The 25,569-nt window shown below is 70.5% G+C and carries 24 protein-coding genes; 11 read left to right on the top strand and 13 right to left on the bottom strand.

From position 1 onward, the window contains the following. Positions 1-2: 2 nt before the first annotated feature. Positions 3-914, bottom strand: a complete 912-nt coding sequence (gene miaA, locus AB0J78_RS18985) for a tRNA (adenosine(37)-N6)-dimethylallyltransferase MiaA (RefSeq protein WP_363790691.1) — start codon at positions 912-914, stop codon at positions 3-5. A 590-nt stretch (positions 915-1,504) separates the two neighbouring features. Between miaA and AB0J78_RS18980 the strand changes: the two genes are divergently transcribed. Next, on the top strand, positions 1,505-2,830 hold the full coding sequence (locus AB0J78_RS18980; protein WP_363790689.1) for a DUF349 domain-containing protein: 1,326 nt from the start codon (positions 1,505-1,507) through the stop codon (positions 2,828-2,830). A 188-nt stretch (positions 2,831-3,018) separates the two neighbouring features. Here the strand turns inward: AB0J78_RS18980 and AB0J78_RS18975 are convergent, their stop codons facing one another. Together AB0J78_RS18975 and miaB are read right to left on the bottom strand one after the other, a co-directional pair. Further along, positions 3,019-3,462, bottom strand: a complete 444-nt coding sequence (locus AB0J78_RS18975) for a hypothetical protein (RefSeq protein WP_363790687.1) — start codon at positions 3,460-3,462, stop codon at positions 3,019-3,021. Then, positions 3,459-4,943, bottom strand: a complete 1,485-nt coding sequence (gene miaB / locus AB0J78_RS18970; protein WP_363790685.1) for a tRNA (N6-isopentenyl adenosine(37)-C2)-methylthiotransferase MiaB — start codon at positions 4,941-4,943, stop codon at positions 3,459-3,461. The genes AB0J78_RS18975 and miaB overlap by 4 nt, the downstream gene beginning before the upstream one ends. A 289-nt stretch (positions 4,944-5,232) precedes the next feature. Between miaB and AB0J78_RS18965 the strand changes: the two genes are divergently transcribed. From AB0J78_RS18965 to AB0J78_RS18950, 4 genes are read left to right on the top strand one after another with little or no spacing between them, the layout of a single operon-like run. Further along, positions 5,233-5,961: an amino acid ABC transporter ATP-binding protein gene (locus tag AB0J78_RS18965; protein WP_363791107.1), complete on the top strand. Its 729-nt coding sequence runs from the start codon at positions 5,233-5,235 to the stop codon at positions 5,959-5,961. A 34-nt stretch (positions 5,962-5,995) separates the two neighbouring features. Continuing rightward, positions 5,996-6,901: a glutamate ABC transporter substrate-binding protein gene (locus AB0J78_RS18960; protein ID WP_363790683.1), complete on the top strand. Its 906-nt coding sequence runs from the start codon at positions 5,996-5,998 to the stop codon at positions 6,899-6,901. A 59-nt stretch (positions 6,902-6,960) separates the two neighbouring features. Continuing rightward, entirely contained in the window at positions 6,961-7,620 is a 660-nt protein-coding gene (locus AB0J78_RS18955) for an amino acid ABC transporter permease (protein WP_363790681.1), read from the top strand. Continuing rightward, entirely contained in the window at positions 7,617-8,483 is an 867-nt protein-coding gene (locus AB0J78_RS18950; protein WP_363790679.1) for an amino acid ABC transporter permease, read from the top strand. Before AB0J78_RS18955 ends, AB0J78_RS18950 begins: the two co-directional genes overlap by 4 nt. Before the next feature lie 52 nt (positions 8,484-8,535). On the opposite strand, the gene AB0J78_RS18945 is transcribed toward AB0J78_RS18950, so the two are convergent. Then, positions 8,536-9,129 (bottom strand): transporter substrate-binding domain-containing protein, encoded by a 594-nt coding sequence (locus tag AB0J78_RS18945; protein WP_363790677.1) that lies wholly within the window; start codon positions 9,127-9,129, stop codon positions 8,536-8,538. Between the two features lie 178 nt (positions 9,130-9,307). Here AB0J78_RS18945 and edd point away from each other — a divergent pair, with 178 nt between their 5' ends. Beyond that, positions 9,308-11,143: a phosphogluconate dehydratase gene (gene edd, locus AB0J78_RS18940; RefSeq protein ID WP_363790675.1), complete on the top strand. Its 1,836-nt coding sequence runs from the start codon at positions 9,308-9,310 to the stop codon at positions 11,141-11,143. A gap of 41 nt (positions 11,144-11,184) precedes the next feature. After that, complete coding sequence (gene eda / locus AB0J78_RS18935; protein ID WP_363791105.1) at positions 11,185-11,808, top strand: bifunctional 4-hydroxy-2-oxoglutarate aldolase/2-dehydro-3-deoxy-phosphogluconate aldolase; 624 nt, start codon at positions 11,185-11,187, stop codon at positions 11,806-11,808. Between the two features lie 34 nt (positions 11,809-11,842). On the opposite strand, the gene AB0J78_RS18930 is transcribed toward eda, so the two are convergent. The 4 genes from AB0J78_RS18930 to recA all read right to left on the bottom strand — a co-directional run bounded on the left by AB0J78_RS18930 (position 11,843) and on the right by recA (position 15,088). After that, the gene (locus AB0J78_RS18930) at positions 11,843-12,502 is read right to left on the bottom strand and encodes an HAD family hydrolase (RefSeq protein WP_363790673.1); all 660 of its coding nucleotides are present in this window, start codon (positions 12,500-12,502) and stop codon (positions 11,843-11,845) included. Positions 12,503-12,554: 52 nt separating this feature from the next. Then, positions 12,555-13,247: a hypothetical protein gene (locus AB0J78_RS18925; protein ID WP_363790671.1), complete on the bottom strand. Its 693-nt coding sequence runs from the start codon at positions 13,245-13,247 to the stop codon at positions 12,555-12,557. 177 nt (positions 13,248-13,424) lie between these two features. Beyond that, complete coding sequence (locus AB0J78_RS18920; RefSeq protein WP_363790669.1) at positions 13,425-14,012, bottom strand: regulatory protein RecX; 588 nt, start codon at positions 14,010-14,012, stop codon at positions 13,425-13,427. Between the two features lie 17 nt (positions 14,013-14,029). After that, positions 14,030-15,088, bottom strand: coding sequence for a recombinase RecA (gene recA / locus AB0J78_RS18915; RefSeq protein ID WP_363790667.1), 1,059 nt, complete (start codon positions 15,086-15,088; stop codon positions 14,030-14,032). Positions 15,089-15,358: 270 nt separating this feature from the next. On the opposite strand from recA, the gene AB0J78_RS18910 reads away from it, so the two are divergent. Then, on the top strand, positions 15,359-16,090 hold the full coding sequence (locus AB0J78_RS18910; protein ID WP_363790664.1) for a DUF4383 domain-containing protein: 732 nt from the start codon (positions 15,359-15,361) through the stop codon (positions 16,088-16,090). A gap of 70 nt (positions 16,091-16,160) precedes the next feature. On the opposite strand, the gene AB0J78_RS18905 is transcribed toward AB0J78_RS18910, so the two are convergent. After that, positions 16,161-16,355 (bottom strand): DUF3046 domain-containing protein, encoded by a 195-nt coding sequence (locus AB0J78_RS18905; protein ID WP_363790662.1) that lies wholly within the window; start codon positions 16,353-16,355, stop codon positions 16,161-16,163. Between the two features lie 37 nt (positions 16,356-16,392). Here AB0J78_RS18905 and AB0J78_RS18900 point away from each other — a divergent pair, with 37 nt between their 5' ends. Then, positions 16,393-16,515, top strand: a complete 123-nt coding sequence (locus AB0J78_RS18900) for a hypothetical protein (protein ID WP_363790660.1) — start codon at positions 16,393-16,395, stop codon at positions 16,513-16,515. Positions 16,516-16,561: 46 nt separating this feature from the next. Continuing rightward, complete coding sequence (locus AB0J78_RS18895) at positions 16,562-21,127, top strand: ATP-dependent helicase (protein ID WP_363790658.1); 4,566 nt, start codon at positions 16,562-16,564, stop codon at positions 21,125-21,127. Between the two features lie 7 nt (positions 21,128-21,134). On the opposite strand, the gene AB0J78_RS18890 is transcribed toward AB0J78_RS18895, so the two are convergent. The 3 genes from AB0J78_RS18890 to AB0J78_RS18880 form a co-directional block, all read right to left on the bottom strand. Further along, entirely contained in the window at positions 21,135-21,653 is a 519-nt protein-coding gene (locus AB0J78_RS18890; RefSeq protein WP_363790656.1) for an N-acetyltransferase, read from the bottom strand. A gap of 71 nt (positions 21,654-21,724) precedes the next feature. After that, a complete protein-coding gene (locus AB0J78_RS18885; protein ID WP_363790654.1) occupies positions 21,725-22,480 on the bottom strand; it encodes a maleylpyruvate isomerase N-terminal domain-containing protein in 756 nt (251 codons plus the stop codon). A gap of 1 nt (position 22,481) precedes the next feature. Continuing rightward, positions 22,482-22,937 (bottom strand): SAV_6107 family HEPN domain-containing protein, encoded by a 456-nt coding sequence (locus AB0J78_RS18880; RefSeq protein ID WP_363790651.1) that lies wholly within the window; start codon positions 22,935-22,937, stop codon positions 22,482-22,484. A gap of 248 nt (positions 22,938-23,185) precedes the next feature. Here AB0J78_RS18880 and AB0J78_RS18875 point away from each other — a divergent pair, with 248 nt between their 5' ends. Further along, positions 23,186-23,752, top strand: a complete 567-nt coding sequence (locus tag AB0J78_RS18875) for a GNAT family N-acetyltransferase (RefSeq protein ID WP_363790649.1) — start codon at positions 23,186-23,188, stop codon at positions 23,750-23,752. A gap of 66 nt (positions 23,753-23,818) precedes the next feature. On the opposite strand, the gene AB0J78_RS18870 is transcribed toward AB0J78_RS18875, so the two are convergent. Continuing rightward, complete coding sequence (locus AB0J78_RS18870; RefSeq protein ID WP_363790647.1) at positions 23,819-25,501, bottom strand: DUF885 domain-containing protein; 1,683 nt, start codon at positions 25,499-25,501, stop codon at positions 23,819-23,821. Positions 25,502-25,569 lie beyond the last annotated feature (68 nt).

The following is a 25,569-nucleotide window of genomic DNA, read 5'->3' as shown; positions in this document are numbered from 1 at the left end:
GTCTACGGATTCACCAGGGCACGGACATGGTCGGCAAGCTCGGGGTCCGCGGCGTCGAACCAGTTGATGCGCTCGTCGCGCCGGAACCAGGAGCGCTGCCGCCGGACGAAGCGGCGCGTCAGCCGTGCGGTCTCGGCCGCGGCGGCGGTCATGTCGTCCGCACCGTCGAACTCGGCGAGGACCTGCTGGTAGCCCAGCGCACGACTGGCCGTGCGGCCGTGGCGCAGCCCCTTCTCCTCCAGGCGGCGCACCTCGTCGACCAGACCGGAGTCGAACATGCGGGTCACGCGCTCGTCGACGCGATCGTCGAGGTCCTCGGCGGGCCGGTCCAGGCCGACCAGAACCGTGCCGTAGCGCGGCGGGCCCGGGGTCGGCAGGTTCGCGGAGAACGGTTCGCCGGTGATCTCGATGACCTCCAGCGCCCGCACGATGCGACGTCCGTTGCTGGTCAGGATGGCTGCCGCGGCGGCGGGGTCGAGTTCGGCGAGCTTCCGGTGCATCGCGACCGGCCCGAACCTGGCCAGCTCCTCCTCGTACTTCTGCCGCACCTGCGGATCGGTCCCGGGGAACGACAGGTCGTCCACGACCGCCTGCACGTAGAGCCCGGACCCGCCCACGAGGATCGGGGTGCGGCCGCGTGCGAGCACGTCCTCCAGGATGGTGCGGGCCGCTCGCTGGTACGCGGCGACCGAGGCGGTCTCGGTGACGTCGAGGACGTCGAGCTGGTGGTGCGGGACGCCCCGCCGCTCGTCGGGGGTGAGCTTGGCGGTGCCGATGTCCATCCCGCGGTAGAGCTGCATCGCGTCGGCGTTGATCACCTCGCCGTCGAACCGCTCGGCGAGCAGCACGGCGAGGTCGGACTTTCCGGTGGCTGTGGGCCCGACGACGGCGACGGGGTGCGGCAGCGAAGACACACCAGAACTCTAAGTGCCCGCCGCCCCGTTTCGTCCGCGTGGCGGAGCGGGCGTGGCACCGCTCGCAACGGTGTGCGATCTGAATCGCGTCGGGCCGGATGGATCTGCGTCAACGACCACCCATTCGGCGTTCGAATCCGTCAGACTGGACACGGCGCGCGAACAGGCGCCCCGCAACCGCTCGGCTTCGACGCAGGCGCGCACGGCCAGCGCGAGGACCAGCAGCGGCGGGTGCGGCACGACGACACGGGTGATCGCACTCGTGCACGGCATGGGGTCACGGGCGAGTTGGCTGGAGCAGGTGGTCGCGCACTGCGGCGGATCGGACCGATGCGAGGCATCGGCACCCTGCTCGCTGCCGCCACACGGGTGACCGATGACAATGAAGCCGTGCAGGTCATGAGGTCCCGAGGTTTCAGCCGGGCACCGATTCGGGTATGGAGTACCGAATCGGCTGTTGACCTGTTTGAATGCGCCAGCGGAGGCCGGACCATCCGACGGTTCGGGCTGACGCTTGCTGGGCCCCGCCGACGCGGGGCGCCCGTGGCTGACACGGGCATCGAAGCGGGCACGCAAGGAGGAAGCCGGCCATGACGCACCAGGACACGACCCCCGAGTCGGTCGCCAGCAAGGCGGTCGCGGACTCGACCAGCAGCAACACCGGGTCACCCGCGGTCGCGCCCGCAGTACCGAAGGCTTCCGCGGACCCGTCCAAGTGGGGACGGGTGGACGCCGACGGCACGGTGTACGTGAGCACCGCCGACGGTGAGCGGGCCATCGGTTCCTGGCAGGCCGGTGATGCGGCGGAAGGCCTCGCCCTCTACGCGCGCAAGTTCGACGACATGGTCACCGAGGTCGAGCTGCTGGAGACCCGGCTGGGCACCCACGCCGGCGAGCCCAAGCACACGCTGACCAGCGCCAAGCACCTCCAGGAGTCGTTGGCCGAGGCCGCGGTGATCGGCGACCTCGCCGCCTTGGGCGCCCGCATCGAGCACCTGCTGGCCCGCGCCGAGGAAGCGGTCGAGGGCGCCAAGCACGAGAAGGAGCGCGCTCGCGCCGAGGCGATCGCCCGCAAAGAGGCGCTGGTCGCCGAGGCGGAGGAGATCGCTCACGAAGCGACGCACTGGAAGTCGGCCGGCGACCGGCTGCGCCAGATCCTCGACGAGTGGAAGAAGGTCCGCGGCGTCGACCGCAAGACCGACGAGCAGCTGTGGCGGCGGTTCTCCAAGGCGCGCGACGCCTTCAGCCGCCGTCGCGGTTCGCACTTCGCCGAGCTGGACCGGCAGCGCGCGGCGGCCAAGACCCACAAGCAGGAGCTGGTCGAGGAGGCCGAGTCGCTCACCGAGTCCAGCGACTGGGGCGACACGGCCAACCGCTACAAGCAGCTGATGGCCGACTGGAAGGCCGCCGGTCGCGCGCCCAAGGACAGCGATGAGGCGCTCTGGCAGCGCTTCCGCGCCGCGCAGGACCGGTTCTTCAGCCGCCGGTCGGAGGCGTTCTCCGAACGTGACGCCGAGTTCGCCGCCAACGCCAAGCTCAAGGAAGAACTGCTGGTCGAGGCGGAGCAGATCGACCCCTCGGCTGATCTGAAGGCCGCGCAAGCGCAGCTGCAGCGGGTGCAGGAGCGCTGGGACGCGATCGGCAAGGTGCCGCGCGAGCGGATGCGCGAGCTGGAGGGCAGGCTTCGCGGAGTGGCCGACAAGGTTCGCGACGCCGTGGACGCTCAGTGGCGCCGCACCGACCCGGAGGCCCAGGCCCGCGTCGACCAGTTCCGCGATCGCGTGGAGCAGTTCGAGGCGCAGGCGGAGAAGGCCCGAGCAGCGGGCGACGAGCGCCGGGCGAAGAAGGCCGACGAGCAGGCCGCCCAGTGGCGCGAGTGGTTGCACGCGGCGGAACAGGCCATCGCGAACCGCTGACCTGCACTACTTCTCGCACTCGGCCTGCTGAGCGGTTCGGGTGGCGGAACCTCAGCGGTCCTCCGGGGCCGGGCACCATTCCTGATGCACGGCGTCCTCCCCGGAGCACCGCTGAGGAATCCCCCGGAGTGACGGCACAGCTGTGCCGGTCGCGAGGGGCGGGAAGGCTGCGCCGCTCGAAGCGTTGCTCAGTCGCGGGACCAGACGATGCGCATCCACTGGATCGCCAGGACGGCCATGCAGATGACCGCGAGCACCAGGCCGAGGCCCGGCCCCGCCTGGCCGCTGGTCTGGCGGGACCAGATCGCGATCATGCCTTCGAAGGTGACCACCAGTCCGGCGACACCCGCCAGGAAGGCCGCACCCCAGCGGCGGGTGATCAGCGCCAGCGCGCCGAAGCCCAGGCCGACGATGGCGGAGTTGATCGCGAACAGCCGTGGCAGCAGCCCCACGTTCAGCGACGGGTCCGCCTGCCCGGTCAGCACCTCCCACCCGGGACTGCCGCCCACCCAGGGCAGCAGCGTGCTCACCACGAGCACCAGCATCACCGTGGCGATGACCAGCGCCTTGGCACCCGGGTCGAACCGCCGCAGCACCTCACCGCGGCTCTGGACGTCCTGTTCCTCGCTCAACACGCACATCCCTGCTGCGCAGCCGGCTGCGGAGCCGGGGCGCCGATGGAGGGCAGCCCGAGGCTGACCCCGGAGGTCTTGGGGCGCACGCCCTCTTCCCAGTGGTCGCCCGCCCGAGTCCGGCGGTGGCCGGTGATGTCGGTGTCGGCGACCAGGTGGTGCGGGGCGGCGCGGGTGATCGTGGTGCGCACGAGGTCGCCGGGCCGGATCTCACCGTCGAGCGCGCCGGTGGGCGTGAAGTGCACCAGGCGGCCGTCGCGGGCGCGACCGGAAAGCCGGTGGGTCTCGGCGTCCTTGCGCCCCTCCCCTTCGGCGACCAGCAGCTCGACCTCGCGGCCGACGATCTTCTTGTTCTCGTCCCAGGAGATCTCGTTCTGCAGCGCGACCAGGCGGTCGTAGCGCTGCTGAACGACCTCCTTGGGCAGCTGGTCGGGCATGTCCGCGGCGGGCGTGCCCGGTCGCTTGGAGTACTGGAAGGTGAAGGCGCTGGAGAACCGGGCGCGACGCACGACCTCCATCGTGGCCTCGAAGTCCTCCTCGGTCTCCCCGGGGAAGCCGACGATGATGTCGGTGGTGATGGCCGCCTCCGGCATGGCCGCGCGGACCTTGCCCACGATGTCGAGGAAGCGCTCGCTGCGGTAGGAGCGGCGCATCGCCTTGAGGACGCGGTCGGATCCGGACTGCAACGGCATGTGCAGCTGCGGGCAGACATTGGGCGTCTCGGCCATCGCCTCGATGACGTCGTCGGTGAAGTCGCGCGGGTGCGGTGAGGTGAAGCGGACGCGCTCCAGGCCGTCGATCTCGCCGCAGGAGCGCAGCAGCTTGCCGAAGGCGAAGCGGTCGCCGAACTCCACGCCGTAGGCGTTGACGTTCTGACCGAGCAAGGTCACTTCGAGCACGCCTTCCGAGACCAGCGCCTCGACCTCGGAGAGGATCTCGCCGGGTCGGCGGTCCTTCTCCTTGCCGCGCAGCGCGGGCACGATGCAGAAGGTGCAGGTGTTGTTGCAGCCGACCGAGACCGACACCCAGCCGGAGTAGGCGGAGTCGCGGCGTGCCGGGAGCGTGGACGGGAAGACGTCCAGCGACTCCAGGATCTCGACCTCGGCCTCCTGGTTGTGCCGCGCACGTTCCAGCAGCGTCGGCAGCGAACCGAGGTTGTGGGTGCCGAAGACGACGTCGACCCAGGGCGCCTTCTTGACGATCGTGTCGCGGTCCTTCTGCGCGAGGCAGCCACCGACGGCGATCTGCATGTTCGGGTTGACGTCCTTCTGGGGACGCATGTGGCCGAGCGTGCCGTAGAGCCGGTTGTCGGCGTTCTCGCGCACGGCGCAGGTGTTGAACACGACCACGTCGGCGGGCATCTCCCGACCGTTGCCGGCCCGCACGTACCCGGCGTCCTCCAGCATTCCCGCGAGCCGCTCGGAATCGTGCACGTTCATCTGGCAGCCGAAAGTGCGGATCTCGTACGTCTTCGTGCTCACCGTTCCACGGTAGCGCCTGGTCAGATCGCCGATTCACCCGCCCGGACCGATGATGGAGCGGGAGGAACACACCCTTCGTGATTACTGAGCGCAACGAACGGTCGGAAATCGCGGACACGATAGGCGGTCAGGTGGACGAAGCTAACTCCGTTGCGTAACGGAGTTGAAACAACGTATCGATCCCAACCTCTGGACTCCGCAGCCACGACAGGCTTAAGTTTCGGCCAACGAATTCCACATACGACGCATTCGGGAGCACTGGATGACCGCAGCCCCCACGGACGCTCCGATGATCCGGATGTCCGCGGTCGACAAGTTCTTCGGCTCACTGCACGTGCTGCGGTCGATCGACCTCGAAGTGCCCAGGGGGCAGGTCGTCGTGGTCCTGGGCCCGTCCGGCTCCGGAAAGTCGACGTTGTGCCGGGCCATCAACCGGCTGGAACCGATCAACGAAGGCTCCATCGAGATCGACGGCGTGCCGCTGCCGGCCGAAGGACGAGCTCTGGCCGAACTGCGCGCCGACGTCGGCATGGTCTTCCAGCAGTTCAACCTCTTCGCGCACAAGACGATCCTGGAGAACGTCACGCTCGGGCCGATCAAGGTCCGCGGGCAGAGCCGGGACGAGGCCCAGCGCGACGCGATGAAGCTGCTGGATCGGGTCGGCATCACCGACCAGGCTCAGAAGTACCCGGCACAGCTCTCCGGCGGCCAGCAGCAGCGAGCGGCCATCGCCCGAGCGCTGGCGATGAAGCCGAAGGTCATGCTCTTCGACGAGCCGACCTCCGCGCTGGACCCGGAGATGGTCAACGAGGTGCTCGACGTGATGACCGGTCTCGCCGAAGAGGGCATGACCATGGTCGTCGTCACGCACGAGATGGGGTTCGCACGCCGCGCCGCGCACCGCGTGCTGTTCATGGCCGATGGCGAGGTCGTCGAGGACGCCGAGCCCCAGAAGTTCTTCGGCGAGCCGAAGAGCGACCGGGCCAAGGACTTCCTCGGCAAGATCCTCACCCACTGAGTGTCACCACCACTGCACAGAGAGGCGTAAGCAGATGCGAGGCAAGAGATTTCGTCTGGTCACGGTGCTGACGGCGTCGCTGGCCCTGGCGTTGTCCGCCTGCGGCGGGGGCGGCGAGAACCAGCTGGAAGGCGGCGGAGGCGCCCCGGAGATCCCGGTGGACCAGAACGCGCAGTTCGAGCCCGGAAGCACGATGGCCAACCTCAAGCAGGCGGGCACCATCCGGATCGGCACGAAGATCGACCAGCCGCTGTTCGGCCTGAACGACCTCGAGGGCAAGCCGCAGGGCTTCGACGTCGAGATGGCCAAGCTGGTCGCGGCGAAGATGGGCATCCCCGCCGACAAGATCCAGTGGGTCGAGGCGCCGAGCAAGACCCGCGAGGAGGTCATCGAGCAGGGCCGCGTCGACATGGTGGTGGCCACCTACACCATCAACGACTCGCGCAAGCAGCGGATCAGCTTCGCCGGGCCGTACTACACCGCCGGTCAGGACATCATGGTCAAGTCCGACAACGCCCAGATCACCGGACCGGAGACGCTGCGAGCCAGCGGCGCGAAGGTCTGCTCGGTGACGGGCTCGACCCCGGCCGAGAAGATCAAGGAGTACGTCGACGAGCCGAACCTGGTGCTCTTCGACGTCTACTCCAAGTGCGCCGACGCGCTGCGCACCGGCCAGGTCCAGGCGGTGACCACGGACAACGTGATCCTGATGGGTCTGGTCGAGAAGAGCGGCGGGCAGTTCAAGCTCGTGGAGAAGCCCTTCACCGAAGAGCCCTACGGCATCGGCATCAAGAAGGGCGATGTGAAGTTCTGCGAGTTCATCAACCAGACCCTCGCGCAGGCCGGCCAGGACGGCACCTACGCGAAGGCGTGGCAGGCGACCGCCGGCAAGGTGTCCAAGCAGACGCCGAGCCTTCCGCAGACCGACCCCTGCAGCTGACCTGATAGCGGAATGAGGGTGCCGTCCGATCCGGTCGGCACCCTCATCTCTTGGCCGGAGTGGAATCTGTGCAAGTCATCATCGACAACCTGCCGCTGTACCTGAGCGGTCTCGTGCGGACGCTGGAGATCTGCCTGCTGGCGGGTCTGCTCGCGCTGATCATCGGCACCATCGCGGCGGGCTTCCGGGTCTCGCCGCTACCTCCGCTGCGCGCCGCCGGGACCAGCTGGGTCAACGTGCTGCGCAACTGCCCGCTGACCGTGGTGCTGTTCTTCATGGCCTTCGGCCTGCCGGAGCTGGGCATCAACGGTTCCTACTTCTGGTTCGGCACCATCGGCCTGGCGCTGTACACCTCGGCGTTCGTGTGCGAGGCGATCCGAAGCGGCATCAACGCCGTTCCGGCAGGTCAGGCCGAGGCCGCACGCGCCGTGGGCCTCACCTTCGGCCAGTCGCTGTCGCTGGTCGTGCTGCCGCAGGCCGTGCGCACGGTGGTCCCGCCGCTGGGCAACGTGATCATCGCGATGATCAAGAACTCGGCCCTGGTGGGCGCCTTCGGCGTCGGCGGGGACCTGTTCTCGGTCGGTGACACGCTGACCTCGGCGCGCGGCCTGGCCGCACTGCCGGTGCTGCTCGGCGTGGTGCTGTTCTACCTGGTGCTCACCATCCCGGCCGGTCTGCTGCTGGGTTACCTGGAGCGGAAGGTGGCGATCGCACGATGACCAACGCCGTTCTCTACGAAGCCCCCGGCCCCCAGGCGAAGCGGCGCTCGCTGGTCGCCAGCGCGGTGGTCGGGCTGCTGCTGCTCGCGGTGGTCGGCTGGGTGCTCTACACGCTGGGCGTGCAAGGGCAGCTGACCGCCGAGAAGTGGGGTCCGCTGCTCGACCCGACCAACGGCACGTTCACCGCGCTGTGGGGCCTGCTGGGCACCGGCCTGCTGGGCACCCTCACCGCAGCCGTGCTGGCGATGGTGTTCTCACTGGTCATCGGCACCCTGCTGGCGATCACCCGCGTCGTGAGCGCGCCCTGGTACCGCTGGCTGGTGGTCGGCGTGGTCGAGCTGCTGCGCGGCATCCCGGTGGTCATCATGGTCTTCTTCGCCTTCCGGGTGCTTCCCTCGGTGGGCTTGGACCTCTCGCCGATGTGGTTCCTGGTGATCGGCCTGACCGCGTACAACTCGGTGATCATCGCCGAGATCGTGCGCGCCGGGATCCTGTCGCTGCCCAAGGGCCAGAGCGAGGCCGCCTACGCCATCGGCCTGCGCCGCGGTCAGGTGCTGAGCTCGGTGCTGCTGCCGCAGGCATTCCGGGCGATGCTGCCCGCGCTGATCAGCCAGCTCGTGGTCATCGTCAAGGACACCTCGCTGGGCTTCATCGTCGCCTACGTCGACGTGGTGCGTGAGGCGCAGGTGATCATCCAGAACCTCAGCAACCCGATCCAGACCTACATCGTGGTCGGCGCGATCTTCATCGTCATCAACTACGCGCTGAGCAGGCTGGCGGTCTACACCGAACGCCGCCTCAGCCAAGGCCGCAAGGGCAAGCTGGGCACGGTCGCGGTCGTGGACACCGGTCGCGACACCTGATCCGGGCGAAGCAGGCGCCTCCGGGACCCGTTCCCGGAGGCGCCTCTTCACGTCACGGATGCGCCGAGATCCCCTGGGGAGCCAGGTTCTGGTCGTGGGCCCGTTGCCAGGTGCCGTCGGCGGTCGCGGCTCGGAGCATTCCCCGGAGCTCTTCGGCGAGCTTGGGGTCGTCGGCCTTGACGACCAGGTTCCGCTCGGTGTCGGTGACGGCGTACGGGATCTGCGCGAGCTGCGGGACCTCCGCGGTGCCGCCGAGCAGGAGGTCGACGTTGCCCGCTGCGACCGCGTCGCGCAGCAGCGTCGGGGGCAGGCGGCGGAACTGCACCTGGGTGGTGGGGTCGAGACCGATGCGGCGGGCGATGTCGCGGGCGATGTCGACGTCGAAGCCCCGGTAGCCGCCCGCGGGGTCGCGCGTCACGAACTCCGGCTGGTCGGCGCGCACACCCACCAGCAATCGCTTCCGCTGCTTGATCGCGGTCAGCGTCGGCGAGCTGCCCAGCTCCACGTCCCCTCCCGCCGAGGAGCTCGGCTGTGAGGGCGGGACCTCCGGAGCCGGCGGGGGCGGTGGCGGCGCTGCGGGTTCGGCTTGCCCGCACCCGGTCAGGACGACGGCCACCGCCGCCACTGCGAGCAGGCGAATCCTCACAACCACTCCTTCACCATCGGGACCACCCGACCATGATCGCGCACGGTCGATGTCACGCGGGAATGAGTTCTCATGGACTGGATCGATTGTGAAATCCAGGCCACACCCACTAGTGTGACCCGCGCCATGTGGCGCCAACGTCGTCGCCCGTTTGTCCAGCTCACCTTCGGAGGCGATCATGGCGCCACTGCACGCCGTCGTCGAGCGGGTCACCCGCCGCATCGCAGAACGCAGCGAGCGGACCCGCTCCGCCTACCTCGAACGCATCAACGCCGCAGCTGCGCAAGGCCCGGTCCGGGCCGACCTGCCCTGCAGCAACCTCGCGCACGGTTTCGCCGCCTGCAGCGGCTCCGACCGGCTCGCGGTGCGCGGCGTGAGCAAGCCCGGGGTGGCGATCGTGTCGGCCTACAACGACATGCTCTCCGCGCACCAGCCCTACAACGAGTTCCCCGCGTGGCTGAAGGACTCGGTGCGCGAAGCGGGCGGTGTCGCGCAGTTCGCGGGCGGAGTGCCTGCGATGTGCGACGGGATCACCCAGGGCCGCACCGGCATGGAGCTGTCCCTGTTCTCCCGCGACGTGATCGCGATGGCCGCCGGCGTGGCGCTCTCCCACGAGATGTTCGACGGGGCGCTGATGCTCGGGGTGTGCGACAAGATCGTGCCCGGGCTGCTGATCGGCGCGCTGGCGTTCGGTCACCTGCCGACCCTGCTGGTGCCCGCCGGACCCATGCCCTCGGGCCTGCCCAACCGCGAGAAGAGCCGCATCCGGCAGCTCTTCGCCGAAGGCAAGGCCACTCGCGAGGACCTGCTGGAGGCCGAGTCCGCCTCGTACCACTCCCCCGGCACCTGCACGTTCTACGGCACCGCCAACTCCAACCAGCTGGTCGTCGAGGTCATGGGCCTGCACCTGCCCGGATCCAGCTTCGTGCCGCCCGGCACCCCGCTGCGCAAGGCGCTCACCGAGGAAGCCGGCCGTCAGGTCGTGCGGCTCGGCCAGGGCGAGGGGCGCACGCCGATCGGTGAGCTGCTCGACGAGAAGGCGATCGTCAACGGCGTCGTCGCGCTGCTGGCCACGGGCGGCTCGACCAACCACACGCTGCACCTGCCCGCCATCGCCGCCGCCGCGGGCATCGAGCTGACCTGGGACGACTTCTCCGAGCTGTCCGCGGTCGTGCCGTCGCTGGCGCAGGTCTACCCGAACGGATCCGCCGACATCAACCACTTCGCAGCCGCCGGTGGCGTGCAGACGCTGATCGGTGAACTGCTCGACGCAGGCCTGCTGCACGCCGACGTCAAGACCGTCGCCGGTCACGGCCTGGACCGCTACCGGCAGCAGCCGTTCCTCGACGACGGCGAGCTGGTGTGGCGGGATGGTCCTTCGAAGAGCCTGGACACCGACGTGCTGCGAGGGGTCGACGACCCGTTCGCACCCGACGGTGGACTGCGCGTGCTGGAGGGCAACCTCGGGCGCGCGGTGATCAAGGTGTCGGCGGTGGCCGCCACGCACCGCACCGTCACCGCGCCGGCGCGGGTCTTCGACGACCAGCACGACTTCACCGCCGCCTTCTCCGCGGGCGAGATCGACCACGACGTCGTGGTCGTGATCCGCAACCAGGGCCCGCAGGCCAACGGCATGCCCGAGCTGCACGGCCTCACCCCGGCGCTGGGAGTGCTGATGGACCGCGGGCACCAGGTCGCGCTGGTCACCGACGGCCGGATGTCGGGCGCCTCCGGCAAGATCCCGGCCGCCATCCAGCTCACCCCGGAAGCCACCGCTGGCGGGCCGCTCTCGCGCATCCAGGACGGCGACGTGATCCGGCTCGACGCCGACCGGGGCACGCTGGAAGCCCTCGTGCCCGACGACGAGCTCACCGCGCGGCAACCCGCGCGCGGAGCGGATCCGGCACCGTTCGGCACCGGCCGCGAGCTGTTCGCCGCCTTCCGCAATGCCGTTGGCCGCGCCGACCAGGGCGCGAGCGTGTTCGGGCAGGCGCAACCGCAGGTGCGAGTATGACCAGCGGCGGAACCACCGCCCCGACGCGATTGGACGAGCAGATGAACACCGCAGCCGACGTTTTCGACCTGGCGCCCGTGGTGCCGGTCGTGGCCCTCGACGACGCCGAGCACGCCGTCCCGCTGGCCGAAGCGCTGCTGCGCGGCGGAATCCGGACCATCGAGGTCACCCTGCGCACTCCGGCCGGTCTCCCGGCCATCGAACGCATCGCGGCCGAGGTGCCCGACATGGTCGCCGGGGCGGGCACGATCACCGAGGTGGGCCAGGCCAAGCAGGCCGCCGACGCCGGTGCCCGCTACCTGGTCACCCCCGGCACCACCGATCGGCTGCTGGACGACCTGGAGGCCTCCGGGGTGCCGTACCTGGCGGGTGCCGGCACGGTGTCCGAGGCGATGCGGCTGGCCGAGCGCGGGGCGAGCGCGATGAAGTTCTTCCCCGCCGAGCCCAGCGGCGGAGTGCCGTTCCTCAAGGGCATCGCCGGCCCTCTGCCGCACCTGCGGTTCTGCCCCACCGGCGGGATCAGCCCGGCGACCGCGCCGGACTACCTGGCCCTGCCCAACGTCGGCTGCGTGGGCGGCTCCTGGCTCGCCCCGAAGAACCTGCTGGCAGCGGGCGACTGGGCGAAGATCGAGCAGCTGGCCGCCGAGGCCGCCGCGCTGCGCTGATGCTGGGGCGCCCGCGCGGGCGGGCGCCCCGGCTTCACGCCGCGAGCAGGGTGAGGGCCTCCGGAATCGAGTCCACGACCGGGTAGCCGGACTTCTCCAGCTTGGGGCGGTCCATCACGCCGGTGGTCACCAGAACGCACTGCGCACCGACCTGTTCGGCAGCGTGGGCGTCGTCGAGGACGTCGCCGATGAGCACCACCTCGGCCGGATCGAGCTCTTGCGCCTTGAGGTGGACGCGCAGGTGCTCGTCCTTGGATCCGCCACCCACCGAGGCGCGCAGGCCGTCCATCCGATCGAAGAGCTCGTGCAAACCGCGTGCCGTGACCAGCTCGACCAGCTCGTCGTGGAACCACATCGACAGCAGCGACTGGGTCCCGCCGGTCGCCGCCCAGTCCTGGAGCACGTGCGGCACGCCTTCGGCCATGCCGCAGGAATCCAGCAGATCCCGGTAGGCGACGTGGTAGAGCTCGTCGACGCGAGCCCAGTCGTCCTCGGTGATCTCGCGCCGCAGGAGGTTCTCGTAGCAGGCGCGCAGCGGACGGCTGTAGATCGCGCGCCACTCGTCGATGTCGATGTGTTCCCGGTCGAACCGGGTGCACACGCTGTTCACCGCGGACACCACGGCGTGGTTGTCGTCAAGAAGTGTTCCGTTCCAGTCCCACACGATGTGCTGCGGGCTCCTCGACTTCGTCATGACCAGGAACCCTACGACGCGCCACCGACGTTCTGGTACCCACGTCCCACAGTCAGATCGGACCGGTGAAGCAAGCGGTCTCCTCAGCGGCGAACGTCGGCTGCACGCTGACCTGCAGCTCGCCCGGCTCGGCCCCGATCTCGAAAACCACGGTGTAGAGCACTTCTCCACCCGGAGGCAGCTGCGCGACGGGGACCGGGTCCCCCGCCCCGAAGTGCTGCTGGGCGAGGCGCCCGTTGTGGGTGACGGTGATCGTCGCGTTGACGACGTTGTAGGCGGTGTCACCGCCGTTGCGCACCGCCACGTCGAACTGGACGTGCCGCTTTCCCGCAGGAGGGCGGGAGAACTGGCTGGTCTCCTCGTAGTGAACGGGCGGGAGGATCGAGATCGTCCACCCCTTCGGCCAGGTGTGCCGCTCGCCGAACGGCAGCCGCAGGGCCGGGGCCGGAGCGCTCGACGACGGCTGCTCTTGCTGCGTGCCGGTCAGCACCCGGTCCAGCTCGGTGACCACGAGCCCTTGGAGCACGGCGGTGGCCGCGATCCCCAGCACGCACAGCAACGCGCCGAGTCCGGCGAGCACCTTCCGGCTTCCGAACAGCGCGATGACGCCCAGCACCAGCCCGACGAGCGCGGCGAGGGCCGTGGCGTTGTTCAGGATCGGCAGGATCGATCCGCAGACCCCGACGATTCCGAGGATGAGCGCCGTCCACGCCAGCCCACCGAACTTCGGCTTCGGCTGGGCCACGTACGGGTTCTGCGTTGGCGTTCGCGCGGGCTGACTCACCTTGTCCCCCAGGTCCGTCGAGCGCGACCGACGTCCGCTGCGCCGGTGCACGCGGCGCGCTGGAGCCTAGGGAGAGCGATCAGCTCCGCTCACGGCATTCACCGGGTTTCACCCCAACGGCCCAGAAACCGCCAGGGATCAGGAGAAATCGGAGTCCGCCGCGTCGCCGGCGTTCTCGATCTCCTCCTTGACGATGCGGTAGGCGAGACCTTCGGAGTAGCCCTTGCGGGCGAGCATGCCGACCAGACGGCGCACCTTCGCGGTGTAGTCGAGCGATCCCGTGCTGCGCAGCTTGCGCTGCACCAGTTCGCGGGCGCGCTCGGCCTCGGCATCGTTGTCCACGTTGGACAGAGCCGATTCCACGAGGTGCTCGTCGATGCCCTTGCGCCGCAGCTCGAAGCCCAGCGCCTTGCGCCCCAGCCCCTGGGAGCGCTGGCGCTGGTTCACCCACTCCTCGGCGAACGAGGCGTCGTCGATGAGGCCCGCGTCGGCGAACTTCTGCAGCACGCCGTCGGCGATGTCCTCGTCGACGTCCTTGCGCAGCAACGCCTGTCGGAGTTCGAGCCGACTGCGAGCGCGGCTGGCCAGCAACCGGTACACGATGTCGCGGGCCTGCGCGGCGGGGTCCTCGGGCTTGCGAGGCGGCTTCTTCTCCGCCTCGCCGTCGCGAGGTTCGGCGCCGGGGGCGCGACGAGCGCTCCCCCGGCGCGTTCCTTCGTCGTTCATCCGTGCCAAGGCGTCGATCAGAACTCGACCGGTGCCGGCTCGGCGGCGCTGTTGTCGCCGCCCTCGGCGTCGAGGGTGGCGCCGATGCCGAGCTTCTCCTTGATCCGCTTCTCGATCTCGTTGGCCACGTCCGGGTTCTCCCGCATGAACTTGCGGGCGTTCTCCTTGCCCTGGCCCAGCTGGTCGCCCTCGTAGGTGTACCAGGCACCCGACTTGCGGATGATGCCCTGCTCGACACCCATGTCGATCAGCGAGCCCTCGCGGCTGATGCCGATGCCGTAGATGATGTCGAACTCGGCCTGCTTGAACGGCGGTGCGACCTTGTTCTTGACGACCTTCACGCGGGTCCGGTTGCCGACCGCGTCGGAGCCGTCCTTGAGCGTCTCGATCCGGCGCACGTCCAGTCGCACCGAGGAGTAGAACTTCAGCGCCTTACCACCGGTGGTGGTCTCCGGGGAGCCGAACATGACGCCGACCTTCTCGCGGAGCTGGTTGATGAAGATCGCGGTGGTCTTGGCGTTGTACAGCGCGGAGGTCAGCTTTCGCAGCGCCTGGCTCATCAGGCGGGCCTGCAGACCCACGTGGCTGTCGCCCATCTCGCCCTCGATCTCGGCGCGCGGCACCAGCGCGGCCACCGAGTCGATGACGATGACGTCCAGCGCGCCGGAGCGGATCAGCATGTCCGCGATCTCCAGCGCCTGCTCACCGGTGTCCGGCTGGGAGACCAGCAGCGAGTCGGTGTCCACACCGATCGCCTTCGCGTACTCCGGGTCCAGCGCGTGCTCGGCGTCGACGAAGGCCGCCGTGCCTCCGAGCTTCTGGGCGTTGGCCACGGCGTGCAGGGCGACCGAGGTCTTACCGCTGCTCTCCGGGCCGTAGATCTCCACGACACGACCGCGCGGCAGGCCGCCGATGCCCAGTGCGACGTCCAGCGAGATGGAGCCGGTCGGAATGACCTCGACCGGCGGCCGCGAGTCGTCGCCGAGCCGCATGACCGATCCCTTGCCGAACTGCTTGTCGATCTGAGCGAGCGCCAGCTCCAGCGCCTTGCCCTTGTCCGGTGTCGCTGCTGCCATCGGGGTCCACCTCGGTGAAGTCTTCGAGTCGGGTCTTCGGGCGACTCTCTTGGGAGCGAGTCGTTCACGTCGTTTCAGACGCTACGGGCTGGGACCGACAATCCGACTCGCGGGGTTTGCGGGTCTTCCCGGTCCGCACTCCCATAGTGAGCGAACGGATGTTCGAGCGTCATGCCGACACGCCGGACTCATCACCTGGTCGAGTGACAGTGCGATCAGCGCACCACAGGTGGACACTCAGGACTACCTCGCTCTCAGGAGGTGCCCGAAATGCGCATGGATCGCTACTTACCACCGGAACACCCGCTGAACCGCTTCTACCGGATCGCCGCAGCCGTGTTCGGGGCGTGCCTGATGGTCTTCGGCGGGCTCGGGCTCGCCAACCGGGTCCCGCTGTTCACCACCGACGGAGTCGACGTGCTGGGGCTGTCCAGCAACGGCCTGCTCGCCGTGGTGTCGATCGTCGTCGGCGCGATCCTGGTCGCCGCCGCGGCCTGGGGCGGCCCCGTCGCCTCCACCACGACCGCCGCCATCGGGGTGCTGTTCGCCCTGTCCGGCCTGGCCAACCTGGCGGTGCTCAACAACTCGTGGAACGTCTTCGCCTTCGAGCTGCAGAACGTGGTGTTCAGCCTCATCGCCGGCCTGGTGCTGATGTTCTTCGGCTTCTACGGCCGGGTCAGCGGTGGCCTGCCCGAGGACAACCCCTACGTCCGCTACCGCCACCACCAACCACCGGCGCACGAGGACCCCAGCGACGTGATCGCCGACGAGAAGCGGATCGCCGAGATCAAGCCGATGTGCGAGGACGAGATGGCGGTCGCGGAAGGGCACCCCACCCCGGAGCAGCAGCGACGGGTCACCGCCGAGCGGTTGCGGAACGTGCGGCAGGAACGCCGTCGGGCCTACGAGCACTACCGCGAATCGGGACGCAGCGAGCAGGAGCAGATCAGCGCCCAGAACCTCTGGGCCGACTTCCAGCAGGACGAGAGCACCCGCGGTTAGGCGTTGTTGAGGAATCCCGTTGCTCGGCGGTGCCAGCAGCGGAAACTCAGCGGCGGTGCACGCTGAGCGGCTAGCGGCGTTCGGCCGGGACCTCGAAGGTCTCGCAGACCGCGGCCCAGACCTCCTTGGTCGTGTAGCCGGCCTCCAGAGCCTGGTCCACCGTCCGTCCTCCGAGGGCCGAGAACACGTGGTCCTGGGAGAGCATCTCGGACCGGACCCTGCCGAACTCCTCGGCCATGCGTTGGCGGAAAGCGGTGTGGCGCATCGTCGACCAGCCTACGTGCCGCCCGTACGCTGGTGGTGTGCTGCTCCTGCAGACCGATCCGACCGGTATGTCCACGCCGCTGGGCCAGGTGGTGATCGCCGCGACGCTCCTGGCGGTGATCGTGCTCGCCGTGCGCTTCTTCTGGCAGAACCGACGATAGGCCCTCACCTGCGCCGTTCGTCGGTGGTGTGGTCCAGCATGGGTGCATGAGCGACGTGCTGGACGGGTTCTCCGCCGCGACCCGCGACTGGTTCCGCGGCGCCTTCGCCGCGCCCACCGAGGCGCAGGCGGGCGCGTGGCAGGCCATCGCGGCGGGCGAGCACGCCCTGGTGGTGGCGCCGACAGGCTCCGGCAAGACGCTCGCGGCCTTCCTCTCCGCGCTGGACCGGCTCGCTTCCGAGGGCGTGCCGTCGGAAGCGAAGAAGCGCTGCCGGGTGCTCTACGTGTCACCGCTGAAAGCCCTGGCCGTCGACGTGGAGCGCAACCTGCGCGCGCCGCTGGCCGGGATCCGGCAGGCCACCCAGCGGCTGGGCGGCGAGCCGCCGGACATCCAGGTCGGCATCCGCACCGGCGACACCCCCGCCGACCAGCGGCGTTCCTTCGCCCGCACACCGCCGGACGTGCTGGTCACCACTCCGGAATCGCTGTTCCTGCTGCTGACCTCGGCGGCGCGCGAATCGCTGGCCGGGGTGGAGACGGTGATCGTCGACGAGGTGCACGCGGTCGCGGGCACCAAGCGCGGCGCGCACCTGGCGCTGTCGCTGGAGCGGCTCGACCAGCTGCTGGCCCGGCCCGCCCAGCGGGTCGGGCTGTCGGCGACGGTGCGACCGGTCGAGGAGGTCCGGACCTACCTGGCAGGCGGTCGGCCGGTGCGCACCGTGCAGCCCGCCCACCCCAAGGAGGTCGAGGTCCGGGTCGAGGTGCCGGTTCCGGACATGGCCGAGCTCGGCGCGTCCACCGGCGAGACCGGAGAGCAGGCGGCCGAGCAGCACACCTCGATCTGGCCTTCGGTCCAGGAGCGCGTCCTGGAGCTGATCCGCCAGCACCGCTCGACCATCGTGTTCAGCAACTCGCGGCGGCTGGCCGAACGGCTCACCGCCGGCATCAACGAGCTCGCCGCCGAGCAGCCGGAACCGATGACCCGGTTCCCGGCGGAAGCCGTCGGCGGCTCCGGCATCGGCTCGGGAGCTCCGCCGGTCGTGGCCAAGGCGCACCACGGCTCGATGTCGAAGGAGCAGCGGGCCGTCGTCGAGGAGGAGCTCAAGTCCGGGCAGCTGCCGTGCGTGGTGGCCACCTCGTCGCTGGAGCTGGGCATCGACATGGGCGCGGTCGACCTGGTGGTGCAGATCGAGACGCCGCCGACGGTGGCCTCCGGCTTGCAGCGCATCGGGCGCGGCGGTCACCAGGTCGGCGCGGTCTCCCGCGGCGTGGTATTCCCGAAGTTCCGCGGCGACCTGGTCGGTTGCGCGGTGGTGTCGGAGCGGATGACGGGCGGGCTGATCGAGTCGATCGCCTACCCGCGCAACCCGCTGGACGTGCTGGCGCAGCAGATCGTGTCGATGGCGGCGATGGACGACTGGCCGGTGGCCGAGCTCGCCGCGCTGGTGCGCCGCTCGGCCCCGTACGCGGGGCTGCCGGACTCGGCGCTGCACGCGGTGCTGGACATGCTCGCCGGGCGCTATCCCAGCGAGGAGTTCGGCGAGCTGCGGGCGAGGATCGTGTGGGACCGGGTCAACGACGAGCTGCGCGCCCGACCCGGCGCGCAGCGGCTCGCCGTGACCTCCGGCGGCACCATCCCCGACCGGGGGCTGTTCACCGTGACCACGCCCGGCGACGAGGAGGCCGGTCGCGGAGGTGTGCGGGTCGGTGAGCTCGACGAGGAGATGGTCTACGAATCCCGCGTCGGCGACACGTTCCTGCTGGGCACCAGCGCGTGGCGGGTGGAGGACATCACCCACGACCGGGTCATCGTCACCCCGGCGCCGGGCGAACCCGGGCGGATGCCGTTCTGGAAGGGCGACCAACCCGGACGACCGCTGGAGCTCGGCCGCGCCCTGGGAGCCTTCGTCCGCGAGCTGACCAGCGCGGATGCCGACGACGCCCGGGAGCGCATCACGGCGGCCGGGCTGGACGAGTGGGCCCGCGACAACCTGATGTCCTACTTGGACGAGCAGCGGCGTGCCACGCGGCACGTCCCGGACGACCGGACGATCGTGGTGGAGCGGTTCCGCGACGAGCTCGGCGACTGGCGGATGGTGATCCACTCCCCCTTCGGAGCCCAGGTCAACGGGCCGTGGGCGCTGGCCGTCGGCGCGCGGATCAGGGAACGGCGGCGTGTCGAACCGCAGATCGCCTCCTCCGACGACGGCATCGTGCTGCGACTGGCCGACGCCCTCGACGACTCCGGCGCCGAGGTGCTGCCGACGGCCGAGGACGTGCTGCTCCCACCGGCCGAGGTGCAGCAGATGGTGACCGACGAGGTCGGCGGTTCGGCGCTGTTCGCCGCCCGGTTCCGGGAGTGCGCGGCGCGGGCCCTGCTGCTGCCGCGCCGGGACCCCCGCCGCCGCACCCCGCTGTGGCAGCAGCGGCAGCGGTCGGCGCAGCTGCTCACCGTGGCGGCGCAGTACGAGCAGTTCCCGATCGTGCTGGAGGCGATGCGGGAATGCCTGCAGGACGTCTACGACGTCCCGGGGCTGACCGAGCTGATGCAGCAGGTCGCGGCCCGCAAGGTGAAGGTCGTCGAGGTCGAGACGCCGACGCCGTCGCCGTTCGCGCGCAGCCTGCTGTTCGGCTACATCGGCATGTTCCTCTACGAGACCGACGCTCCCCTGGCCGAGCGCCGGTCGGCGGCGCTGAGCCTGGACTCCACGCTGCTCGCCGAGCTGCTCGGCTCGGAGGCGCTTCGCGAACTGCTGGACTCCGAGGCCCTGGACGAGATCGAGCAGCAGTTGCAGCGGCTCGCCCCCGAGCGCCACGCGCGCGACGCCGAGGGCGCGGCCGACCTGCTGCGCTTCCTCGGCGATCTGTCCACATCGGAGGCCGAGAAGCGCGGTGTGCGGCCGGAATGGCTCGAGGAGCTGGCCGAGCAGCGCCGCGTCCTGCGGGTCCGGATGGCCGGCGAGCAGCGCTGGATCCCGATCGAGGACGCGGGCAAGGTGCGCGACGCGCTCGGCGTCGCACTGCCGGTCGGCGTGCCGGAGGCGTTCACCGAGCCCGTCGCCGATCCACTGGCCGACCTGCTGATCCGCTACGCGCGTTGCCGCGGCCCGTTCACCGCCGACGCCGCTGCCCGGCGGTTCGGGCTGGGCGTGGCCGTGGTGCACGGCGTGCTGGACCGGTTGACCGGTTCCGGACGTCTGGTGCGCGGCGAGTTGCGCCCGCTGGAGGCCGGGGGCGGGGGTGCGCTCGACTACTGCGACGCCGAGGTGCTGCGCCGGCTGCGGCGGGCGTCGCTGGCACGGCTGCGGGCCGAGGTCGAGCCGGTGGAACCCGCTGCGCTGGGCCGTTTCCTGCCGGTGTGGCACGGCGTCGGCGCGCGGCTGCGCACCGCTCCGACCGTCGACGACGTGTACTCGGTGGTCGAGCAGCTCGCCGGGGCACCGGTCCCGGCGAGCGCGCTGGAGTCGCTGGTGCTGCCCGCGCGGCTGCCCGGCTACTCCCCCGCTCTGCTCGACGAGCTGACCGCGACCGGTGAGGTGAGCTGGGTCGGGTCGGGCTCGCTGGCCGGTGGCGACGGGTGGATCGCGCTGGCCCCGACCGATGTCTCCGACCTCCTGCTGCCGGATCTCCCCGAGGATTCGACGGATTCGCCGCTGCACCGAGCCGTTCTGTCCTCTTTGGAAGGTGGTGCGCTGTTCTTCCGACAGCTCGCCGACCGGGCCGGTGGACTCCTGCTGGAGCAGGAGGAGGCGGCGCCTGCCGACGACGCGATCACCACCGCGCTGTGGGACCTGGTCTGGGCCGGGGCGGTCACCAACGACACCCTCGCCCCGCTGCGCGCCCTGGTCTCCGGCCGCGGTGCCGCGCACAAGCCGCGTCGCAGCGCGCCGCGCGGCCGGTACGCGCGGCTGCGGGCCGGGCGTCCGGCGATGCCGCCGCGCGGCGGACCGCCGACGGTGTCCGGACGCTGGTCGCTCGCTCCGCAACCTGCGGCTGAACCGACGCGCCGCGCGCACGCCCGCGCCGAAGCGTTCTTGGAGAGGCACGGGGTGCTGACCCGGGGCGCCCTGGACGTCGAGCGGGTGACCGGCGGGTTCTCGGCGGTGTACAAGGTCCTTCGGGCCATGGAGGAGTCCGGTCGGTGCCGGCGCGGTTACGTGATCGAGGGGCTCGGCGCCGCGCAGTTCGCGGTTCCGGGTGCGATCGACCGGCTGCGGGCGCTCTCCGGCGACGACGAGGCGAGCACCGATGCGGTGGTGCTGGCCGCCGCGGATCCCGCGCAGCCCTACGGTGGCGCGCTGGGCTGGCCCGCGGCGATGGGCGACACCCGGCACCGGCCCGGCCGGAAGGCCGGCGCGCTGGTGGTGCTGGTGGCCGGTGAGGCGGTGTTCTACGTCGAACGCGGCGGCAAGTCGCTGCTGTCGTTCACCGACGACGATGCCGCGCTCCGGGCGGCGGCAGCGGGACTGGCCCGGGTGGTGCGCGACGGCTGGCTCGACCAGCTCGCGGTGGAGCGAGCCGACGGCGAAGGCGCGTGGGGTTCGCGACTGGCGGAGGTCCTCACCGAGGCGGGTTTCCGGGCCACGCCGAAAGGTCTCCGGCTTCGGGCGTGACCGTCCGCTAGAGCTCCATGAACGGTGCGGCGTAGGCGAATTCGCCGCGCACAGCCGAATCGTGGGCGGCCAGCTGGCGGACCTGGAAGTGCGAGGCCCACTCGGGCACCGGCGGTGCGATGCCGAAGTTCGCGGCGGGTTCGAAGCCGAACCGGGGGTAGTACTCGCGGTGGCCGAGCAGCGCGACCAGCGGTTCGCCGAGCGCGTCCGCGGCGCCGAGCACGGCGTGCATGAGCGCTGATCCGATGCCCGCGCGCTGCGACTCCGGGCGCACGCCGATCGGTCCGAGCGCCAGCACCGGGACCGCGCCCACGTGCGCCCGGCTGCACACCACGTGCCCGGCGATCTCCCCGGAACGCTCGGCGACCAGCGACAACGCCGGGAGCCACGCATCGCCGGCGCGCAGGGCGTCGACGAGCCCGACCTCGACCGGAACGCGGTGCGGGTTCTCGGCGTCGGCGAACGCCGCGGCGTGCACCTGACCGATGGCGGCGAGGTCTGCGGGGGTTTCGCGGCGGATCAGCATCCGCCCACGATGTGCCACCTCCCGGGTTGGGGCAATCGAATTTCGTCGAATCGGCCAGGCCGTGCCCGTGGTCACCGGGTCGCCAGCTGCAGCAGGCCCCAGAGCTGGGCGATGGCGTCCGGGTCGCCGCTGGTCTCCACCGCGCGATTGGGCAGGCGGCCCCACATCCACAGGTAGACCGCGCTGGGGTCGCCGCCGACCACGGCGTCCGGGGTCGTGGTGGCCACGTCCTCGGAGCTGGTCACCGCGGCACCGCTCGGGTCCGCGGTGACCAACCAGTTGCGTCCGGGCACGTGCACGCCCACCGAGCAGGGCCGGGTGGCGGTGATCTGCAACGAGTGCAGCCGGTAGCCGAACCAGGCCCGCAGCACCTCGTCGATGCCGTCGGCGGCGACCTCCGGATCGATCGGCGTGTGCTCGATGCCCGCCGCCGTTTGCACGTCGGCGCGGTGCACGGTGGTCGCGTGCAGCATCCGCCGCACCCAGAAGGCCACGGTGTGCTGCTCGGGCCACCACGTCGGGCACGGGTCGTCCGGCGGTCGGGAGATGAACTCGGCGAGCAGGTCGGCCATCCGGACGGCGAACCGGTTGGTCAGCTCCCGCAGGTCGGGTTCGGCGGGCAGGTCCCAGTGGCGTTGCGCCTCCGGCGATCCGAGCCAGCTCAGCACGTCCTCGCACAGATCACCGAGGTGCCGGAGCGTCTGGCCGACCGTGCGGCCGGACGCGCTGAACACCGGTGCGTCGACGTGCACGTCGTGCGTCGCGGCGGTCAGCAGCTGCGCTTCGATGCCCAGCTGATCGAGCATGCGTCCGTGTTCGAGTCCCACGTCAGTACCGTTCACGCGTCGCCCCCAGCAGGCTCCGCCCCACGATGCCGAGGAATTCCCGGCTGTTGTCCAGCAGTTCGTCGGCGTGCGCGTCGGTCGTGGTCGGGACCCCGGCCTCGGCGGCGGCCCGCCGGTTGGAGCGCGCGGCGAAGTAGGCGGCCCACTCGCGCAGTTCTGGTGCGGCGGCGGTGAGCAGCTGCCACACGCTCGCCGGGCGCTTGTCCTCGCGAGGAGCGGCGCGCGCCACGACCACCGCTGTGGCGGCCCGCAGCGCGGCCAGGTGCGCGGCGACGAACCGCTCACCTGGGCGGTCCGCGGTCTCGGCCTCGTGCAGGCAGGTCCGCGCGTGCAGCAGGAGCGAGAGGGCACCGGCGGGCGTGTCCGCTTCCGGCGTGGGCCCCTGGTTCTCGACGGAGTATCGCGGCGACGGGATCGACAGGTCGGTGGGATAAGACATCGGCTCTCTCCCTTCAGCGGTGAGGCCCGGTGGTGAGGTGCTTCCCCCACCCCACCACCGGACCGAGGTTCGAACGAGAGTTCGTCGAACTCCCGTTCGAACAAGCTCAGATTAGCGTCGAACGGAGATCGACTCAAGCGATGCGCTGTAGCTCACCTGTTCGAGTGCGTGGTGAGCGCCAACCCCGGGAGAACGGGTTGTCCGGGAGCAGGAAAGACCTCGGGCATGAGAGGCGTTAGTGTTCGGCCGTGACCGCTGCGCCATCCCCCAGCTGCGACCGGGTATTCGAACTGACCGCCGAACAGTTGCGAGCGAGACTCCCGGAAGCCCTCCGGATCTACGTGACCGCGATGGGCTACCCCCCGGTGACCGCCCAGCAGCGCGCCCCGATGTGGTCGGCCCACATGCTTCGCGCGGGCTGGCGCTGCATCGGCGCGTTCAACGAGGACGACGAGCTCACCGGCATCGGCTACGGCTACCTCGGCGCCCCGGGGCAGTGGTGGCACGAGCAGGTTCGCCACGGACTGGCCATCACCGGAGTCGGCGGCGAGTCCTGGCTGGAGGACTACTTCGAGCTCACCGAGCTGCACGTGCACCCGAGCGCGCAGGGCGCCGGCCTCGGCGAGGAGATCCTGCGCAAGCTGCTCGCCGGAGCACCCGGCAGCAAGGTCCTGCTGTCCACCCCGGAGGGCCCGACCCGCGCCTGGAAGCTCTACCAGCGCGTCGGCTTCCAGGACGTCCTGCGCAACTACAGCTTCACCGGCGACCCCAGGCCCTTCGCGGTCCTGGGCCGCCCGCTCCCCCTCCAGCCCTGACCGGCGCGGAACTGCGGTGCTCGCCGCCGCGAACACCGCAGTTCTCGTCCCGGAGGAACGGCCGCGCTACAGCTCCGCGAGTTGTTCGCGGAGGGTATCCAGGCCCATCGAGCCCATCTTGAGGGCTTCGGTGTGGAACGCCTTGACGTCGAAGTTCGCGCCGTGGCGCTGCCTGGCCTCGTCGCGAGCGGCGCGCCACAGGCGTTCGCCGAGCTTGTAGGACGGGGCCTGACCGGGCCAGCCCAGGTAGCGGTCGATCTCGTCGCGCACCTGCGCCGGGTCGGTGATCGTGCGGCTGAGCATGAACTCCAGCCCCAGCTCCGGCGTCCACTTCTCGCCCTCGTGGAACCCCGTTCCGGCCGGGATCTCCAGCTCCAGGTGCATGCCGATGTCCACGACCACGCGCGCGGCGCGGAAGAGCTGGTCGTTGAGCATGCCGAGCAGGTCGCCGTCGTCGGAGAGGTAGCCGAGCTCGCGCATCAACCGCTCCGCGTAGAGCGCCCAGCCCTCGCCGTGGCCGGAGACGAAGCAGGCCAGCCGCTGGAACTTGTTGAGCCGCTGGGCCTCGTGCACCGAGGTCGCCACCTGCAGGTGATGACCGGGCACGCCCTCGTGGTACACAGTGGACACTTCGCGCCAGGTCGGGAAGTCCTGCCGATCGGCGGGAACCGACCACCACATCCGGCCGGGACGCGAGAAGTCGTCGGTGGGACCGGTGTAGTAGGCGCCGACGCCCCCACCAGGCGGGGCGATCTTGCACTCCAGCCGCATCAGCGCGTCCGGGATCTCGAAGTGCGTTCCGCGCAGGTCTGCCAGGGCCTGGTCGGACAACCGCTGCATCCACCGCTCGAACTCGCGCTGGCCGCGCACCCGGTAGCGCTCGTCGGCGTCGAGCACCGCCGCGGCCTCGGCCAGCGTCGCGCCGGTCTTGATCCGGTTCGCGACCTGCTTCATCTCCGCCTCGATGCCGGAGAACTCCTGCCAGCCCCACTCGTAGGCCTCGCGCAGGTCGAGCTTCGCGCCGGTGAAGTAGCGCGACCAGAGCCGGTAGCGCTCCTCCCCCACCGCGTCCTTCTCCGGTGCCTTGGGCAGCAGGTCGCCGCGCAGGAAGTCGGCCAGGCCGGCGTAGGCCTCCGCAGCCGATTCCGCAGCCGTCTCCAGCTCGCGGCGCAGCGAGTCCTCGACGCCCTGAGCCCGGCCGACCATCGCGGCGAAGAACGACTCCTCACCGTTGCGCCCGGACCAGGTGTCGCACTGCTCGGCGACCTTGCGGACCTGCCGCGCCGCGGAGACGTTGCCCGCCGATGCCGCTTCGGTCAGCCCCGCGCGCAGGCCCAGGACCGCCTCGGGCATCGCCGAGAGGCGACGGCCGATGGTCCGCCAGTCGGCGTCGGTGTCACCGGGCATCAGGTCGAAGACCTGCCGCAACTCCTGCGCCGGGCTGGCGATCACGTTGAGCGAGGACATGTCCGCGCCGATCTCGTGCAGTTCGAGGTCGAGCCCGATGCGCTCGGTGAACACCGCCTTCGCGATCCGCTCGGCGTCGTCGGCCGGTTCGGCCTCGCGCACCTCGGCGAGGCTGCGGGCTGCCAGTTCGGCGCGCGCCCGGTGGCCGTCGGGCGAGTAGTCGGTCAGTTGCTCTTCCCCACCGGGCAGGCCCAGGTAGGTGCTCGCGATCGGATCGAGCGCCGCCAGCTCGTCGACGAACCGGTCGCTGATCGCGTGTACGCCGTTGTGGTCAACTCCCATGCCGCCACGCTAGCGCGCGCCGAAAGAACCGACGCGATACGACGAAAAGCGGACATGGCCGACGATCA

Origin of the sequence: Saccharopolyspora sp. NPDC049426 (assembly GCF_040676935.1) — a bacterium.
Classification (GTDB): domain Bacteria; phylum Actinomycetota; class Actinomycetes; order Mycobacteriales; family Pseudonocardiaceae; genus Saccharopolyspora.
Note: the sequence above shows the minus strand (reverse complement) of the source record. Positions and strands in the feature narration are given on the sequence as shown.

What these genes read in the sequence shown, in the direction of transcription:
- AB0J78_RS18980 (WP_363790689.1), top strand. Translation starts at nt 1,505, where the DNA reads ATGACGCACCAGGACACGACCCCCGAGTCGGTCGCCAGCAAGGCGGTC.
- AB0J78_RS18965 (WP_363791107.1), top strand. Translation starts at nt 5,233, where the DNA reads ATGATCCGGATGTCCGCGGTCGACAAGTTCTTCGGCTCACTGCACGTG.
- AB0J78_RS18960 (WP_363790683.1), top strand. Translation starts at nt 5,996, where the DNA reads ATGCGAGGCAAGAGATTTCGTCTGGTCACGGTGCTGACGGCGTCGCTG.
- AB0J78_RS18950 (WP_363790679.1), top strand. Translation starts at nt 7,617, where the DNA reads ATGACCAACGCCGTTCTCTACGAAGCCCCCGGCCCCCAGGCGAAGCGG.
- edd (WP_363790675.1), top strand. Translation starts at nt 9,308, where the DNA reads ATGGCGCCACTGCACGCCGTCGTCGAGCGGGTCACCCGCCGCATCGCA.
- eda (WP_363791105.1), top strand. Translation starts at nt 11,185, where the DNA reads ATGAACACCGCAGCCGACGTTTTCGACCTGGCGCCCGTGGTGCCGGTC.
- AB0J78_RS18930 (WP_363790673.1), bottom strand. Translation starts at nt 12,502, where the DNA reads ATGACGAAGTCGAGGAGCCCGCAGCACATCGTGTGGGACTGGAACGGA.
- AB0J78_RS18920 (WP_363790669.1), bottom strand. Translation starts at nt 14,012, where the DNA reads ATGAACGACGAAGGAACGCGCCGGGGGAGCGCTCGTCGCGCCCCCGGC.
- recA (WP_363790667.1), bottom strand. Translation starts at nt 15,088, where the DNA reads ATGGCAGCAGCGACACCGGACAAGGGCAAGGCGCTGGAGCTGGCGCTC.
- AB0J78_RS18910 (WP_363790664.1), top strand. Translation starts at nt 15,359, where the DNA reads ATGCGCATGGATCGCTACTTACCACCGGAACACCCGCTGAACCGCTTC.
- AB0J78_RS18905 (WP_363790662.1), bottom strand. Translation starts at nt 16,355, where the DNA reads ATGCGCCACACCGCTTTCCGCCAACGCATGGCCGAGGAGTTCGGCAGG.
- AB0J78_RS18895 (WP_363790658.1), top strand. Translation starts at nt 16,562, where the DNA reads ATGAGCGACGTGCTGGACGGGTTCTCCGCCGCGACCCGCGACTGGTTC.
- AB0J78_RS18890 (WP_363790656.1), bottom strand. Translation starts at nt 21,653, where the DNA reads ATGCTGATCCGCCGCGAAACCCCCGCAGACCTCGCCGCCATCGGTCAG.
- AB0J78_RS18880 (WP_363790651.1), bottom strand. Translation starts at nt 22,937, where the DNA reads ATGTCTTATCCCACCGACCTGTCGATCCCGTCGCCGCGATACTCCGTC.
- AB0J78_RS18870 (WP_363790647.1), bottom strand. Translation starts at nt 25,501, where the DNA reads ATGGGAGTTGACCACAACGGCGTACACGCGATCAGCGACCGGTTCGTC.